This is a genomic window from Actinoplanes ianthinogenes (assembly GCF_018324205.1).
GTDB classification, from domain to species: Bacteria; Actinomycetota; Actinomycetes; order Mycobacteriales; family Micromonosporaceae; genus Actinoplanes; species Actinoplanes ianthinogenes.
Genome location: NZ_AP023356.1, coordinates 5,102,179 through 5,116,843 on the forward strand (window position 1 = coordinate 5,102,179; position 14,665 = coordinate 5,116,843).

At 71.2% G+C, this 14,665-nt stretch carries 17 protein-coding genes; 10 read left to right on the forward strand and 7 right to left on the reverse strand.

The features are described from left to right. The first annotated feature begins 35 nt into the window (after window positions 1-35). The 3 genes from Aiant_RS23010 (at window position 36) to Aiant_RS23020 (ending at window position 2,325) form a co-directional block, all read left to right on the forward strand. Window positions 36-929, forward strand: coding sequence for an ABC transporter permease (locus tag Aiant_RS23010; RefSeq protein ID WP_189334602.1), 894 nt, complete (start codon window positions 36-38; stop codon window positions 927-929). A gap of 1 nt (window position 930) precedes the next feature. Beyond that, window positions 931-1,704, forward strand: a complete 774-nt coding sequence (locus Aiant_RS23015; RefSeq protein ID WP_189334669.1) for an ABC transporter ATP-binding protein — start codon at window positions 931-933, stop codon at window positions 1,702-1,704. Between the two features lie 63 nt (window positions 1,705-1,767). Then, window positions 1,768-2,325: a hypothetical protein gene (locus Aiant_RS23020; RefSeq protein ID WP_189334603.1), complete on the forward strand. Its 558-nt coding sequence runs from the start codon at window positions 1,768-1,770 to the stop codon at window positions 2,323-2,325. Here the strand turns inward: Aiant_RS23020 and Aiant_RS23025 are convergent. Beyond that, window positions 2,313-3,956, reverse strand: coding sequence for a DHA2 family efflux MFS transporter permease subunit (locus tag Aiant_RS23025; RefSeq protein ID WP_189334604.1), 1,644 nt, complete (start codon window positions 3,954-3,956; stop codon window positions 2,313-2,315). The genes Aiant_RS23020 and Aiant_RS23025 overlap by 13 nt on opposite strands. A gap of 51 nt (window positions 3,957-4,007) precedes the next feature. On the opposite strand from Aiant_RS23025, the gene Aiant_RS23030 reads away from it, so the two are divergent. Then, window positions 4,008-4,727: a TetR/AcrR family transcriptional regulator gene (locus Aiant_RS23030; protein WP_189334605.1), complete on the forward strand. Its 720-nt coding sequence runs from the start codon at window positions 4,008-4,010 to the stop codon at window positions 4,725-4,727. Window positions 4,728-4,754: 27 nt separating this feature from the next. Here the strand turns inward: Aiant_RS23030 and Aiant_RS23035 are convergent, their stop codons facing one another. Both Aiant_RS23035 and Aiant_RS23040 read right to left on the reverse strand, forming a co-directional pair. After that, window positions 4,755-5,150 (reverse strand): rhodanese-like domain-containing protein, encoded by a 396-nt coding sequence (locus Aiant_RS23035; RefSeq protein WP_189334606.1) that lies wholly within the window; start codon window positions 5,148-5,150, stop codon window positions 4,755-4,757. Next, entirely contained in the window at window positions 5,147-5,620 is a 474-nt protein-coding gene (locus Aiant_RS23040) for a cysteine dioxygenase (RefSeq protein ID WP_189334607.1), read from the reverse strand. Before Aiant_RS23040 ends, Aiant_RS23035 begins: the two co-directional genes overlap by 4 nt. Window positions 5,621-5,946: 326 nt before the next feature. Here Aiant_RS23040 and Aiant_RS23045 point away from each other — a divergent pair, with 326 nt between their 5' ends. The 4 genes from Aiant_RS23045 to Aiant_RS45880 all read left to right on the forward strand — a co-directional run bounded on the left by Aiant_RS23045 (window position 5,947) and on the right by Aiant_RS45880 (window position 9,097). Further along, window positions 5,947-7,020 carry a neprosin family prolyl endopeptidase gene (locus tag Aiant_RS23045; RefSeq protein WP_229831004.1) on the forward strand — a complete coding sequence of 358 codons (1,074 nt, stop codon included), beginning with the start codon at window positions 5,947-5,949 and terminating at the stop codon, window positions 7,018-7,020. Between the two features lie 151 nt (window positions 7,021-7,171). Continuing rightward, on the forward strand, window positions 7,172-7,708 hold the full coding sequence (locus Aiant_RS23050; RefSeq protein WP_189334609.1) for a sigma-70 family RNA polymerase sigma factor: 537 nt from the start codon (window positions 7,172-7,174) through the stop codon (window positions 7,706-7,708). Then, window positions 7,705-8,430, forward strand: a complete 726-nt coding sequence (locus Aiant_RS23055) for a zf-HC2 domain-containing protein (RefSeq protein ID WP_189334610.1) — start codon at window positions 7,705-7,707, stop codon at window positions 8,428-8,430. Before Aiant_RS23050 ends, Aiant_RS23055 begins: the two co-directional genes overlap by 4 nt. Before the next feature lie 382 nt (window positions 8,431-8,812). Further along, window positions 8,813-9,097 (forward strand): hypothetical protein, encoded by a 285-nt coding sequence (locus Aiant_RS45880; protein WP_229831008.1) that lies wholly within the window; start codon window positions 8,813-8,815, stop codon window positions 9,095-9,097. On the opposite strand, the gene Aiant_RS23065 is transcribed toward Aiant_RS45880, so the two are convergent. Together Aiant_RS23065 and Aiant_RS23070 are read right to left on the reverse strand one after the other, a co-directional pair. After that, on the reverse strand, window positions 9,054-10,532 hold the full coding sequence (locus Aiant_RS23065) for a DHA2 family efflux MFS transporter permease subunit (RefSeq protein ID WP_189334611.1): 1,479 nt from the start codon (window positions 10,530-10,532) through the stop codon (window positions 9,054-9,056). The genes Aiant_RS45880 and Aiant_RS23065 overlap by 44 nt on opposite strands. A gap of 35 nt (window positions 10,533-10,567) precedes the next feature. Next, complete coding sequence (locus tag Aiant_RS23070) at window positions 10,568-11,056, reverse strand: response regulator transcription factor (protein ID WP_189334612.1); 489 nt, start codon at window positions 11,054-11,056, stop codon at window positions 10,568-10,570. An 87-nt stretch (window positions 11,057-11,143) separates the two neighbouring features. Between Aiant_RS23070 and Aiant_RS23075 the strand changes: the two genes are divergently transcribed. Continuing rightward, a complete protein-coding gene (locus Aiant_RS23075; RefSeq protein WP_189334613.1) occupies window positions 11,144-11,647 on the forward strand; it encodes a GNAT family N-acetyltransferase in 504 nt (167 codons plus the stop codon). A 19-nt stretch (window positions 11,648-11,666) separates the two neighbouring features. Continuing rightward, window positions 11,667-12,686, forward strand: a complete 1,020-nt coding sequence (locus Aiant_RS23080) for an NADPH:quinone reductase (RefSeq protein WP_189334614.1) — start codon at window positions 11,667-11,669, stop codon at window positions 12,684-12,686. Here the strand turns inward: Aiant_RS23080 and Aiant_RS23085 are convergent. Both Aiant_RS23085 and Aiant_RS23090 read right to left on the reverse strand, forming a co-directional pair. Then, on the reverse strand, window positions 12,661-13,671 hold the full coding sequence (locus tag Aiant_RS23085) for a PseG/SpsG family protein (RefSeq protein ID WP_189334615.1): 1,011 nt from the start codon (window positions 13,669-13,671) through the stop codon (window positions 12,661-12,663). The genes Aiant_RS23080 and Aiant_RS23085 overlap by 26 nt on opposite strands. Before the next feature lie 263 nt (window positions 13,672-13,934). Then, complete coding sequence (locus Aiant_RS23090) at window positions 13,935-14,633, reverse strand: cytidylyltransferase domain-containing protein (protein WP_229831029.1); 699 nt, start codon at window positions 14,631-14,633, stop codon at window positions 13,935-13,937. Window positions 14,634-14,665: the final 32 nt, after the last annotated feature.

Genomic DNA, 14,665 nt, shown 5'->3' on the forward strand with positions numbered 1-14,665 from the left:
CTTCGCCCGGGCTGACGAGATCGGAGCACCAGTCCATGCCAGAGACGGCGGTTGCCGATGCCGCTACCGGCGTTTCCCCCAGGGATCTCGCCCGACGGCACGGCCTCACCTCTTCCGGGCGTCGGCTCGGACTCGTGGAGTACTCCCGCAAGCTGTGGGGGTATCGCCACTTCATCGCCGCGCACGCCAAGGCGAAGACGACGTCCTCGCTGGGCAACACGAACCTCGGCGCGCTGTGGCAGGTGCTGACGCCGGCGCTCAACGCCTTCGTCTACTACATCATCTTCGGTGTGGTGATCGGCACACGTGGCGGTGTCGACAACTTCGTGGCGTATCTCTGCATCGGCGTCTTCGTCTTCCAGTTCACCCAGTCGGTGGTGCAGAACGGCATCAATGCCATCACCGGCAACCTGGGCCTGATCCGGGCGCTGCACTTCCCGCGGGCCAGCCTGCCGCTGTCGGTGGCCCTGGTGGAGATCCGCAACTTCGTCACCGCGCTGGTCGTGCTGCTGGTGATCGTGGTCGTCAAGGAGCCGGTCAACCTGGAGTGGCTGCTGGTCATCCCGGCGATGATCCTCCAGTCGATCTTCAACACCGGGCTGGCGCTGGCCTGCGCCCGGTTCGGCTCCAAGATGCGCGACGTCAAGCAGCTGATCCCGTTCATCATGCGGTTCTGGCTGTACGGCTCGGCCGTGCTCTACCCGGTCACCCGGTTCACCGAGCACCTGCACGGCTGGAAGCTGTTCGCCGTCGAGCTGAACCCGCTGCTGGTCTTCATCGAGCTCTACCGGCACGCGCTGATGGAGAACGTGAAGCTGGCCGGCAGCCCGGCCCAGCTCTGGACCGAGGCGGTCATCTGGTCGCTGGTCGTGGGCCTGGGCGGCTTCGTCTACTTCTGGCGCGGAGAGAAGGGCTACGGCCGTGGCTGACATCGCCGACGACGAGCGCATCCCCACTGTCATCGCCGACAACGCCCACGTGATCTACAAGATCCACGGGTCGGCCGGTGGTCAGCAGCAGAGCCCGCTCGCGAGCTTCAAGCGGATCGTCACCCGCACCAAGGCGGCGAACGTCCGGGAGGTGCACGCGGTCAAGGGCGTCTCCTTCGTGGCGTACAAGGGCGAGGCGATCGGCCTGATCGGCAGCAACGGCTCGGGCAAGTCGACCCTGCTGCGCGCGGTCGCCGGCCTGCTGCCGGTGGCCCGTGGCGCGATCTACGCGGCCGGCCAGCCGTCGCTGCTGGGCGTGAACGCGGCCCTGATGAACGACCTGCCCGGCGACCGCAACGTCGAGCTCGGCTGCCTGGCCATGGGCATGTCGCCGGCCGAGGTCAAGGAGAAGAAGCAGAGCATCATCGACTTCTCCGGGATCAACGACCGGGGCGACTTCGCCTCGCTGCCGATGCGGACGTACTCCTCCGGCATGGGTGCCCGGCTGCGCTTCTCGATCGCCGCGGCCAAGCAGCACGACGTGCTGCTCATCGACGAGGCGCTGGCCACCGGTGACGCCAAGTTCCGCAAGCGCAGCGAGGCCCGGGTCCGCGAGCTGCGGGCCGAGGCCGGCACGGTGTTCCTGGTCAGCCACAGCGAGCAGTCGATCCGGGACACCTGCGAGCGGGTGATCTGGCTGGAGTCCGGGCTGATCCGGGCGGACGGCCCGACCGAGGACGTGCTCAAGGAGTACGAGGCCTTCAGCCGCAAGTAACGGCTAAGCCCGCCGGGTCCCCCCGCCGAACGGGTAGAGGGGGACCGAGCGGGAGGGGCCGGGATGCGGCGCGTCAAGACCGGGCTGGTGCTGGCGGCCGCGCTGGTGACCGCCGGATGCGGCTCCGGTTCCGGCTCCGGGACGACCCCGGCGACGGCCTCCGCGCCCAGTCCCGGCGGCACCTGGTCGGTGCTGGTCTCCGGCAGCGCCACCCCGAGCCCGACGCCGTCGCTGGGCAGTGCCCGCCCGACCGCCGGGGTGACCGCGTCGCTGCCGTCGGCGAACCCGAGTTGCACCAAGGCCTGGCCGGCCACCGATCCGGTGCTGATCCCGGTGGCGGTGACCCCGATCGCGGGCGGCTTCAAGGTGGAGTGGCCCCGGCAGTACGACTCGAACTACCGGGTCACCGCCGTCCCGCAGAAACTGGTCTCCGGCGCCCAGCCGGCGCCGGTGTGGAAGAACGTCCCGGCCGGCACCGGCTGCACCATCAGCGCCACGATCACCGGGCTGATCCCGGGCGCGCCCTACGTCGTCTGGCTGGACGCGCCGAACACGGGCTACGAGGCCGACGGCACCCGGCACCTGTACAGCGGCCGTAGCGGGGTGGTTTACCCCAAGTGATCGCCCTCCGGCTTTCCCTGCCGGGGCATCAGGAAGCTCAGCCCGAAGGCGGCGAGCAGGAGCAGCAGGGACACCCCGGAGGTCCGGACGGTGGTGTCCTCGAAGCCGGCCCGCACCTGCTCGGCGGCGTAAGCCGTCAGCTCGGGCGAGGCGGGCCCACCGGCGGACCGGCAGGACGGCGGCGTGACGTCCGGATTCTCCTCGGCCACCCGATCGGTCAGGCAGTCCCGCAGTCCACTGATCGCGGCCGCCGGCACCCCACGCAGCGAGTCCGCCGAGCTGTCCACGTGCCGCCCGACCGCTCCGGGCAGCAGCGCGAAGAAGATCGTGCCGAGCACCGCGATGCCGAACGCCCCGCCGAGCTGCTGCACCGAGGTGATCGCCCCGGACGCCGAGCCGCTCTCCTCGTCGTCGACGCCGGCCAGCACGATGCCGAAGAACGGCGCCATCGCCAGGCCCATGCCGATGCCGAGCAGCAGCAGCGCCGGGATCATGTGCCACGGCGTGATGTCCGCGCCGGCCCAGTGCACGGTGCCGGCGAAGGCCACGGTGCCGAGGACCATCACGAGGGTGCCGAGCTGGAGCAGTTTGCGGCCCATCTTCTCGGCCAGTCCGGCGCCGGCCACGATGAAGCCGGCCACCATGCCGAGCGCCTGCGGCAGCGTGGTGAGGCCGGCCTTGAGCGGGGTGTAACCCAGGCCGATCTGGAGGTAGAACGTGAAGACCAGGCCGGTGCCGATCAGCGAGGCGAAGAACATCAGGCCCAGGGCCAGGCCGCCGGTGAACGCCCGCTTGCGGAACAGGCTCGGGGTGACCAGCGGGTCGAGCCCGCGCTTGTCCCGGCGACCCTCGTAGACCGCGAACAGCCCGAACGCCACCACGCCGAGCGCCAGCATCCCGAACGTCCACACCGGCCAGTCCAGCTCCCGGCCCTGCACCAGTGGGAAGAGCAGCAGGAACGCGCCGACCGCGGCGAACACCACGCCGAGTCCGTCGAGCTTCGGAGCGCGTTCCAGGCGGGACTCGGGCAGGAACCGGATGGCGCCGATCACCGCGAAGACGCCGAGCGGCAGGTTGATGAAGAAGATCATCCGCCAGCCGGTGCCGAAGTAGTCCGCGTCGACCAGCCAGCCGGCCAGGATCGGGCCGCCGACCGAGGCGAGGCCCATCACCGGGCCGAACGCGCCGAACGCCTTGGCCCGCTCGGCCGGGCCGAACATCTCCCGCAGCATGCCCAGGCCCTGCGGCAGCATCAGCGCGCCGAACAGGCCCTGCACGGTCCGCGCGCCGACCAGCACGCCCGGCGACGGGGCCAGTGCGCAGGCCAGCGAGGCCAGGGTGAAGCCGGCCGCGCCGATCAGGAACATCCGGCGGCGGCCGTAGATGTCGCCCAGCCGGCCACCGGTGAGCAGGCCGATGGCCATGGCCAGGGTGTATGCCGCGCCGAGCCACTGGATCAGGCTGTACGACCCGCCGAGCTCGGTCCGGATCACCGGACCGGCGATCGTGGTGACCAGCGCGTCGAGCAGGTCCATCACCTCGACCGCGAGAATCACGAAGAGCGCGATCCACCGATAGCGGTAGGCCGCCTCGGGTGCCGTCGTCTCTGTTTGAACACTGTTCGTCGTCACGAACACTGTTCTAGTGGCGAACACTGTTCGTGTCAACTAAATTAGGAAGCGATGAAGACCTCCCCCTGGAGCCCGCTCCCCGACCGGCAGCCGGCCCGCGTGCAGCTCGACCGCGAGCAGATCATCGACGCCGCGCTGCGGATCAGTGACGCCGAGGGCATCGACGCGGTCAGCACCCGGCGGGTCGCCGCCGAGTTCGGCACCGGCCCGTCCAGCCTCTACGCGCACGTGGCCAACAAGGACGAGCTGCTCCGGCTGATGTTCGACCGGGTCTGCGGCGAGATCGAGCTGCCGGCCCGGGAGCCCGGCCGCTGGCAGGCGCAGATCAGGCAGCTGATGCTGGAGACGCACGAGATCCTCCAGGCGCACAACGACCTGGCTCGCGTCGCGCTCGCCTCGATCCCCACCGGGCCGAACGCGTTACGCGCCTCGGAGTGGATGCTCGGCCTGCTGATCCAGGGCGGGATGCCGCCGCACTACGGTGCCTGGTCGATCGAGCGGATCTTTCTGTACGTCACCGCGGACGCGTATGAGAACTCGATCTGGCGCGCCCGCAAACGCCACCTCAACCAGTCCAAGGATGAGGCGGAGCAGCAGGTCAAGGCCGAGCTGAAGGAGTATTTCGCGGACCTGCCCGACGAGCGGTTCCCCTATCTGCGGGCCAACCCGGACGCGATGACCTCGGGCACCGTGCAGGAGCGCTTCGAGTGGGGTCTGGACCTGCTGATCGACGGCCTCGCCCGGCACGTCGTCAGGGAACCCACCGGATGAGACGTTGCTCACCGGTGCCCGCTTTTCTCAAACTGTCGGGAGACCGGCTTCCCGCCAGGCCTTGAAGCCGCCGGCCAGGTCGGTGGCGCGGTGCAGGCCGAGGTCCTGGAGAGCGGCGGCGGCCAGGCTGCTGGTGTATCCCTCCTGGCAGGTGATGATCACCTGGAGGTCGTAGCGGTCGGCGAACGGCAGGCGGGCGTCGCTGCGCGGATCGAGGCGCCACTCCAGCACGTTGCGTTCGATGATCAGGGCGCCCGGGATCTCGCCGTGCTCGGCGCGCTGGGCGGCCGGGCGGATGTCGATCAGGACCGCGCCGTCACGGACCGCTGCGTCGGTCTCGGCCGGGCCGAGCCGGACCAGCCGGGCGCGGGCCTCGTCGAGGATCTCGGCGATGCTCCGGGCGCCGGGCGGGGCGGCGGTCACCACTGCGCACCGGCCCGCTCGACGCTGAGGGTCTCCAGGCCGGCCGGGCCGAGGCGGTACTTCGTCATGCTGGTCAGCGCCGGGCCGTAGACGTGGATGCTGATCGCCGGGTCCAGGCCGCGGTTGACGATCCGGTGCACGTGGTGCTCGCCGAACCGGCGGCCGGCCCCCTCGCCGAGGTCGCGGGTGACCACCCGGGGCGCGTCCGCGGGACCGCCGACGGTGTCCTCGGTGAGGGTGCCGCTGTAGACGTGGAAGGCGCCGGCCGAGCCGCCGTGGTCGTGCAACTCGGTCTGCTGCCCGGGCAGCCAGGTGAGCAGCCAGACCTCGTAGTCGTCAGCGACCGCCAGCCGGTGGTACCACCGCTCGGCCGGGTCGAACCGGGGCGGCACCACCCACCCCTCCGGCGCGTTGGCGAATTGCCGCGCGACGGCGAGATGGTCGAGGCGGACAGCGGTGGCGGCGCTCATGGGTACCCCCCTTGGTCTGACATACATAACCTATCGGCAAGATAGGTTTTATCACAGATCTTCGGCGGGCGGGTGACTTTCCCGGATCCGGCGCGTCCCCCGAAAGAGGCATAAACGGCTTTGCCTCTTTCGTGACCTGATGCGAAAAACTTCGATACGCATTGGTAGGAACACGCTGCGTGGAACAAAGTGGTCCGGTTGTCACCGGAATGGCCGACGGCCTCAGCCGTTACGGCAGAGTTCCTGGTCAGGACGTCCCTGGGCAATTGAGAAAGCTATATGGTGAGCCGGTTCCCCCAGCCCCTGCGATGAACGAGGACGGACACGTGTTGAAGTCACGCCGCGGTCTGCTCGCCGCCGGCCTCGCTGTTGCGGTGATCGGTGCGATCGGAGTCGCCTCCACCCTCAACGCGGGCGCTGAGCAGATCCCGGACGCGATCGCGCCCGCGGCGGCGCCGGCCGCCGTGACGCCGCCGGAGATCCTGCCGTGGGGGGAGCGGCCGCAGCGGGTCAGGCGTGGCCGCGACGGCGCCACCAGCCGGTCGCTGAAGACGGCCGGGCTGAGCGTGGCCGCCCCGGACGCGGGCGCCGACCACCCCGAGCCGGAGTACGCGCCGAAGGGCCGGACCGCCAGGGGCACGTTCCTCAAGTCGGCGAAGACCAACGTGGTCCCGCCGGAGCCGTCCGCCTCCACCCCGTCCACCGCCGACCCGACCCCGTCCGCGTCGCCGACCAGCTCCGCGCCGACGGTGAACTTCCACTACAACGTCGGTTCGCAGGCCGCCGTCACGGACGGCGTCTACGCCAACCTGACGATCAACAAGCCGGTGCTCGACAAGAGCGACTATCACACGCTAGCCGAGATCGCGGTGCAGTCCGCGGACGGCAAGCAGATCGTCGAGGTCGGGTGGAACGTGGACCGGGTGGTGAACGGGGACGACGACCCGCACCTGTTCGTCTACCACTGGGTCAACCGGGAGACGTCCTGCTACAACGGCTGCGGCTTCGTGCAGTACAGCAAGACCGCCATCGCCGGCGACACCCTGCCGATGGACACCGCCAAGCGGTTCGGCATCCAGTACTTCAACGGCGCCTGGTGGATCGCGTACGACACGGAGTGGGTGGGGTACTTCCCGGTCAAGCTCTGGGGTGACGTCGACTTCTCCAAGAGTGGGCTGGTCCAGGTCTTCGGTGAGGTGGCCGCGGCCTCCGGCAAGCCGTGCACCCAGATGGGCAACGGGAAGCCGTCGACCGACGGGACCGCCGCCCGGATCGGGAGTCTGGCGTACCTGAACGGCCCGGCCGTGGAGATGTTCGTGCGCAGCACGAGCGAGTACTACAACGTCACCGCGCTCAGCAACCGGACGTTCCGCTACGGCGGCCCCGGTGCCTGTGGGTAATTGATCTTCGCAGCTCAACCGGACGATGCCCGGTCCCTCGTAAGGGATCGGGCATCGACGTTTTGCGGTTCTTCGACCCCGCGGTGAACCGGTTGCCGTGCCAGGATGTACATCCGGGTGGCCGGGCGGAACCCGAGGGGAGCTGGCGCCGATGAAGCGACGGGTGAGCCCCGACGAGCAACTGATGACCGCGCTCTACACGGAGCACTACTCCGTGCTGATCAATTTCGTCTCGCGATACGTCTCCGATCGGCACAAGGCCGAGGACCTGGTACAGGAGACGCTGTTACGGGCCTGGAAGCACATCGACCACCTCGACCCGGAACCCGGGCGAACCAGGTCGTACCTGCTCACCATCGCTCGTAACGTGGTGACCAACGCCTGGCGTGCGGAACAGCGCCGCCCGCGGCTGGTCTCCGACGAGACCGCGGTCAACTCCGTGCCGTCGGCGGACAATGTGGATCAGATGGTGGAGGGCTGGCTGGTCGCGGAAGCGCTGGAACGGCTCTCCCCGGAGCATCGGGCGGTGATACAGGCGATGTACTACGAGGGCCAGAGCGTGGCCGATGCGGCACGACGACTCTCGGTGCCGGAAGGCACGGTGAAATCGCGCGCCTACTACGCGGTCCGTGCGCTCCGCGCGGTATTCGAGGAGATGGGGATGCTGCGGAGTGGAGGTGCGGCATGAGCGACCTCGACGAACACGACAACCTCCACCGCTTGCTGGGTGGCTATCTGCTCGGTGGGCTGGACGAGGCGGACACCGATCGGCTGGACGCGCACCTGCACGACTGCGCCGACTGCCGGGCTGAGCTGGACCGGCTGGCACCCGTACCGGAAATGCTCCAGCATCTGCCGGATGCCCGGCAGATAGGTGGTGATCTTCCGCCGCTCACGGTCGCCCCGGCCGCGCGGCCGACACCGCAGAACATCGAGAACCTGCTCAGCCGGATGCGGGCGGAGAAGACCCGGGAGACCCGGGTCAGCCGGGTGCGGTGGCTGGCCGCCGCCTCGGTGGCGCTGATCGCGGCCGGCGCGATCGGGTACGGCGTCCTCAGCAACAACGGGACGCCGGGCGGCCCGGAGCAGAAACCGCCGGTGGCGGCCGGGGTCACCACCGCGAACTTCGTGCCGACCACCGGTAACGGGCTGGGCGGCCAAGCGACGCTCACGCCCAAGGCCTGGGGGGTGGAGATCGCGCTGAACATGAGCCGGATGGAGGGCAAGGCGCCCTTCTTCTGCATGGTCAAACGGACCGACGGCACGATGGAGCAGGCCGCCGCCTGGGGCGAGACACCGGAGCACACGGCGAAGGTGAGCGGCGCCAGCTCGATCAAGGCGACCGACGTGTCCGCCATCGTGATCACCGACAGCAACGGAAAAGAACTGGGCACCGCGAAGGTGGCCTAGCGCAGAATCGGGGGCATGCCGATCAATCTCCGGATGCCCCCGAAACTGCGTCCCGGCGACCGGGTGCACCTGGCCTCGCTGCGGGCCGCCCTCTTCGACGGCGGCGACCTGGTGATCGAGCCGGTCGCCGAGTTCAGCGAGGAGGAGACGGACTGGGCACAGCCGGCCGCGCAGACCGGTTTGCCGGCGCCGGTGCCGCACCCGGGCCGGGTCTGGCACCGGCCGGACCGGGTGGTGACCGGCCCGGCCTGGGGCGGCAACCTGGAGATCCTGCACTGGAACCTGGCGGCGAGCCGGTGGCTCCGGCCGGTCGGTGACTACGCCGGCGGCGTGCTGCTGCTGGAGACCTCCGAGGAGATGCCGCCGGCCGAGGAGGTTCCGGATGCTCCGCAACTTCGGCGAGCGCGGCCTGCTCCAGCAGTTCCCGGCGGTGCTGGCCGGCACCGCGAAGGCCACCGTGTTCACCAGCCCGCGCCCGGTCGCCGAGCGGTCGACGTACCGCGACGAGCAGCGTGCGGCGATCCTGCGGGCGTTCGCCGACTATCACCCGGAGGCGATGGTCGTCTTCGGCGTCGACTTCGGACACACCGACCCGCAGTGGGTGCTGCCGTACGGCGGGCGGATCACTGTGGACGGGCCGTCTCGGCGGATCGTCGCGCACTTCTGACCGGCGGCGCGGCCGGGTCGCAGAATCGGTGGTTCGGCACCGGTGCGGCCGGGCGCCCGGGGATCGTCAGGTACGCGGCCAGCGCCCCGGCGGCCAGCAGCCCGGCGCAGATCAGCATGGCGTTGCGATACACCGGCTGGAGCTGGGCGGGCTCGGTGAGCGACCCCGAGCCCAGCCCGGCCGCGAGCGGCAGCACCGCGACCGCGAGCAGGCCGGCCGCCCGGGCGACCGCGTTGTTGACGCCGGAGGCGATCCCGGCGTGCGCGTCGTCCAGGGCGCCCAGCGCGGTGGCGGTGAGCGGGGCGACCAGCAGCGCCAGCCCCGCCCCGAAGAGCAGCACGCCCGGCAGCACCTCGGTCGGATAGTCGGCGTCCGGCCCGATCCGGGACATCAGCAGCAGGGCCGCCGCGCAGACGAGCGGGCCGGCGGTCATCGGGATGCGCGGGCCGATCCGCTGGCCGAGCGCGCCGCCCCGGGCCGAGAACAGCAGCATGATCAGGGTGACCGGGAGCATGGCCAGGCCGGCGGCCAGCGCCGGGTATCCGGCGACGACCTGGAGGTTGACCACCACCAGGAAGAACACGCCGCCGTTGGCCGCGTACACCAGGAAGGTGACCAGGTTGGCGCCGGTGAAGGCGCGATGCCGGAAGATCTCCGGCGGGACCATCGGATGCGCCGAGCGCATCTCCGCCCGGACGAAGGCGGCCAGTCCCAGCACCCCGGCGACCAGCGGGATCAGCACCGTCGGGTGACCCGCGCCGTGTGCCGGCCAGGCGGTGAAGCCGTAGGTCAGGCCGGCCAGCCCGACCACGCCGGTGACCAGGCCGGCCACGTCGAACCGGCGGGCCGCGGACGGGTCCCGCGACTCCGGCACGTGCCGGCCGCCGACCCAGAGGACCAGCGCGGCGACCGGCACGTTGATCAGGAAGAGGTACCGCCAGCTGCCGAGCTCCAGCAGCCAGCCGCCGAGGAACGGGCCGAGCGCGCCGCCGACACCGCCCAGGCCGGACCAGGCGCCGATCGCGCGGGCGCGGTCGCCGGACGCGAACGACGCCTCCAGGATGGCGAGGGCGCCGGGGGTGAGCAGCGCGCCGCCGATGCCTTGCAGGATCCGGGCGGCGACCAGCAGCTCGATGCTCGGGGCCAGGCCGCAGAGCAGGGAGGCCACCGCGAACCAGGAGACGCCGGCCAGGAACACCCGTTTACGGCCCAGGCGGTCGCCGAGCGAGCCGCCGACCAGGATCAGGGAGGCGAGCGCGAGACCGTAACCGTTGATCGTCCATTGCAGACCGGCGGCGGTCGCGCCGAGATCGCGGCCGAGCTCCGGCAGCGCCAGGTTGACCACGGTGGCGTCGACGAACGCCAGGCTGGAGCCGAGCACCGTGGCCAGCAGCACCCAGCGGCCGGCGGCGGTGCCGTATCGGACCGGTTCCATTCCGCGACCCTACGCCGCAGCCGGTCCGGGGCGGGTCAGGCGATGTGCCGGACCGGGATCTCCGCGTGCCGGGTGGCCGGCATCGGGGTCGGGACCGCGTGCCGGGCGGCGGCCAGCGCGGCCCGCGCCGCGGCCGCCGAGCGGACGGCCCCGCAGCCCGGGCGGCGCAGCAGGTCGCCCAGCCGGGTGACCAGCTCGTCCCGGGAGAACGGCTTGGCCAGGTAGTCGTCGGCCCCGGCGTGCAACGCGGCGGTCACCTGACTGCGGTGCACGTCCGCGCTGACCACCATGATCGGCAAGGCCTCCAGAGCGGGGTCGCTGCGGATCCGGGCGCACAACTCGATACCCGACAGGCCGGGCATCCGGACGTCGATCAGGGCGGCGTCGATGCCGCCGCCGGCCAGCGCGGTCAGCGCCGTGGGGGCGTCGGCGGCGGTCACGACCTCGTAACCGATGCGGCGCAGGGCGAGCGTGAGGAGGTCGCGATGGTCGGCCTCGTCGTCGGCGATAAGAACGGTGAACACGCGGACCTCCTGGACGGGCAACGACGTGCCTTCTCCTCTTCGGCCCGGTGCTGGAACCGCTGAGCCGTTGTGGGTTTGAATCCTGGAGTGATCAGAGTGGCTCGCGAGACCGACGTTCCGGAGATGCAGCGGATCGAGGTGGAGGCCGGACGGCTGTTCCTGGAGCTGCACATGGACCGGGTCGCCGGTGATGATCCGTTTTCCGATGCGGAGCTGCGGGGATACCTGTCGGACGACCGGGCCTGGGTGGCTGTTGACGAAACGGATCGGGCCATCGGCTACGCGCTGGCCCTGTGGGTCGACGGCCTCGCGCATCTGGAACAGGTCTCGGTGCATCCCGTGGCGGCCGGTCGCCGGCTCGGCGCGGCGCTGATCGAGCGGGTCGCCGCCTGGGGGCGGGAGCACGGCTCGACGGCGCTCACCCTGACCACGTTCGCCGACGTCCCGTGGAACGCGCCGTATTACGAGCGGCTCGGGTTCCACCGCCTGCCGGACGCCGAACTGACCCCGGGGCTGCGCGCGATCCGGGCCGAGGAGGCCGCGCACGGGCTGGACGAGTGGCCGCGTCTGGCCATGCGCCGGGCGCTCTGAGGCGGCATAGGGTGGGGGAATGCGCGCTGCCGTCTTCGCCGAGCCCGGTCCCGCCTCCGCCGTCCTGGAGATCGCCGAACGCGGGCTTCCGCTGGCCGCGGCCGGGGAGGTGCGGGTCCGGATCGTGCTGTCGGCGGTGAACCCGACCGACACCGGCACCCGGGCCGGCCGCGGTGTGCCGGACGGCGTCGCCCCGCCCCGTGTGCCGAACCAGGACGGTGCCGGCGTGGTCGACGCCCTCGGCGAGGGGGTCGGCGACCTGGAGCCGGGCGACCGGGTCTGGGTGTGGGACGCCGGTTACGGCCGGGCGAACGGCACCGCTCAGGAGTACGTGGTCCTGCCCCGCCACCAGGTGGTCCGGATGAACGACGACGTCGCGTTCGAGGTCGGCGCGGCCCTGGGCATCCCGGCGCTGACCGCGCACCGCTGCCTCACGGTGGCCGCCGACGGCCCGGCCCGGCTGGCGCCGGGCGCCCTGGCCGGGCGGACCGTGCTGGTCGCGGGTGGCGCCGGTGCGGTCGGCAACGCCGCGATCCAGCTCGCCAAGTGGGCCGGCGCGACCGTCCTGACCACGGTGAGCAGCAAGGAGAAAGCGGTGCTGGCAACCGCGGCCGGCGCCGACGCGGTGATCGACTACCGCGAGGAGGACGTGGCCGCCCGGATCCGCGAGCTGAGCACGACCGGCCCGCACCTGATCGTCGAGGTGAACACCGAGAACCTCGACCTGGACCTGGACGTGATCGCCCCCAGCGGCAACATCGCGATCTACGTCGGCGGCAAGATCACCGTGCCCAGCTTCAAGGCCATGCTGAAAAACGCCAGCCTGGACTTCGTGCTGACCTACACGACCAGGCCGGAGGAGAAGGCGCACGCGGTGGCGGCGGTCGCCGAGGCGGTGAACGCGGGCGCGTTCCGGGTCGGCGAGGAGTACGGCCTGCCGATCATCCGGTTCCCTCTCGACCGGGTGGCCGAGGCCCACGAGGCGGTGGAGAACCACGTCGTGGGCAAGGTCGTCATCGACGTGACCGCGCCGTACTGAGCAGGGCGTCGGCCACCCGCCGCACGCCGTCGCCGTCGACGGCGGCCCAGCCGGCGGCGGCCAGGGCGGTGCGTGCGGCCGGGTCGGTGAGCAGCGTGCGCAGCACGTCGACGGCGGTGACGTCGAACGCGCCCAGCCGGCCCAGTCCGGCGGCGTATCCACGGGCGATCGTCTTGTCGTACCCGAGTATCTGGTTGTCGACCACCCAGACCAGCGCGGCCGCCCGCCCGAGGCAGAGCAGCTCCCAGGTCGACGTGCCGCTGGCACTGACCACCAGGTCGGCGCCGGCCAGCAGTTTCGGCAGGTGGTCGGTGGGCGCGATGATCTCGAACCGCTGCCCGGGCCCGGGCGGGACGGCGAGCAGGTCGGCGCGCAGGCCGTCGTCGGCGGCCACCACGGTCGCCTCGAAGGGCACGCCGGTGTCCGCGAGCAGCCGCGCGACCTGCGGCGCGGCACGGTAGGCGTCGGTGCCGCCGAAAAAAGCGACGACCTTCGGGGTACGCACAGCGCCGTGCACCGGCGCCGCGATCGGTCGCAGCTCGCGCACCGCCGAGCGCAGCAGCGCGTAGTCGAGCCCGATCAGCATCTCCCCGTCGGCCTTCAGCGCGGTGTCCAGGTTCTGGTCGACGTAGATGTCGGCGCTCTGCCCGCGGGTGTCCCCGTCGACGATGGCCAGCACCGGGATCCCGGCCGCCCGGACCGCCGCGCTGTGCCGCGGCGGCAGTGTGTACGAGTCCACCACCAGCCCGTCCAGCCCCAGCCGTCGCGCCGCGGCGACCAGCCCCACCTCGTCGTAGGGCGCCGGGTGCCAGGGCAGTCCGCGCTGGTCGAGCTGCGCCCCGGCCCACGCCACCCCGCCCAGGTCGGCGAGGAAGTGCACGTCGACGCCGCGCGCGGTCAGCTCCTCGGCCAGCGCCACGCACCGCACGAGGTGCCCGACCCCGATCTTCGGCCCCGCGTCACACCGGATGCCGATGACGATCATGCTGTGCCTGCTTTGGCGTGCTCTCGTGGCCCTCGCGTGCGGGGTTCGCTGGTCGGTTGCGGTGGCTGCCGCTCGGTGCAGTCGATCATGCTGTGCCTGCTTTGGCATGCTCTCCTGGCCCTCGCCGGCGGGGTTCGCTGGTCGGTTGCGGTCGCTGCCGCTCGGTGCAGTCGATCATGCTGTGCCTGCTTTGGCATGCTCTCCTGGCCCTCGCCGGCGGGGTTCGCTGGTCGGTTGCGGTCGCTGCCGCTCGGTGCAGTCGATCATGCCTGGGCGAGCTCCTTCTGGTGTACGTGCGCGTTGAGCTCCACCAGTTCAGGACGCTCGGCGAGCCAGTCGGCGACGGTCCCGAGGCCGACCGGCTGGTCACCGAACCGGTCGACGATCGCCTCGATCAGCTTCCAGTCGTCCTCGGTGTCCAGGGTCAGCCGCAGGTGCGACCGGTCCGGCAGCACGGTCAGCCCGATCACGTCGAACTCGTCCGGGTGCGAGTAGATGTACGACGTCACGTGCGTCCGGTGATGCGCGGTGGCCCGGTCGTCGATCTCCCGCAACACTCCGGCCTTGACCACCTCGACGTCCAGCCCGCGCGGCAGCGTCCGAGTGATCGAGGTGGTCAGATAGTCCACTCCGGACGCCTCGAAGACGGAGAACGCTCGCCTCACCAGCGAGGGGTCGAGCAGCGGGCAGTCGGCGGTGAACCGCAGCACGGTGTCCACCCCGTCCCGCCCGTCGAGCACCCCGAGGAACCGGGTCAGCACGTCGTCGACCGGCCCGCGGTGACAGGCCACCCCGATCCGGGCGCACTCCGCCTCGACCGCGTCGTCGGCGGCCTCGGTGGTGGTCGCGACGACCAGGTCGTCGAGGACCCCGCCGGCCCGGGCGGCGCGGACCACCCGGTGCAGGACGGTCCGGCCGCCGAGCGGGCGCAGAACCTTGCCGGGAAGGCGGGTGGAGCCCATCCGGGCCTGGATGATGCCGAGCGTCGTCACGG

Coding starts and splice junctions, on each gene's coding strand:
- Aiant_RS23010 (WP_189334602.1), top strand. CDS start 36: ATGCCAGAGACGGCGGTTGCCGATGCCGCTACCGGCGTTTCCCCCAGG.
- Aiant_RS23020 (WP_189334603.1), top strand. CDS start 1,768: ATGCGGCGCGTCAAGACCGGGCTGGTGCTGGCGGCCGCGCTGGTGACC.
- Aiant_RS23030 (WP_189334605.1), top strand. CDS start 4,008: ATGAAGACCTCCCCCTGGAGCCCGCTCCCCGACCGGCAGCCGGCCCGC.
- Aiant_RS23040 (WP_189334607.1), bottom strand. CDS start 5,620: ATGAGCGCCGCCACCGCTGTCCGCCTCGACCATCTCGCCGTCGCGCGG.
- Aiant_RS23050 (WP_189334609.1), top strand. CDS start 7,172: ATGAAGCGACGGGTGAGCCCCGACGAGCAACTGATGACCGCGCTCTAC.
- Aiant_RS23055 (WP_189334610.1), top strand. CDS start 7,705: ATGAGCGACCTCGACGAACACGACAACCTCCACCGCTTGCTGGGTGGC.
- Aiant_RS45880 (WP_229831008.1), top strand. CDS start 8,813: ATGCTCCGCAACTTCGGCGAGCGCGGCCTGCTCCAGCAGTTCCCGGCG.
- Aiant_RS23065 (WP_189334611.1), bottom strand. CDS start 10,532: ATGGAACCGGTCCGATACGGCACCGCCGCCGGCCGCTGGGTGCTGCTG.
- Aiant_RS23080 (WP_189334614.1), top strand. CDS start 11,667: ATGCGCGCTGCCGTCTTCGCCGAGCCCGGTCCCGCCTCCGCCGTCCTG.
- Aiant_RS23085 (WP_189334615.1), bottom strand. CDS start 13,671: ATGATCGTCATCGGCATCCGGTGTGACGCGGGGCCGAAGATCGGGGTC.
- Aiant_RS23090 (WP_229831029.1), bottom strand. CDS start 14,633: ATGGGCTCCACCCGCCTTCCCGGCAAGGTTCTGCGCCCGCTCGGCGGC.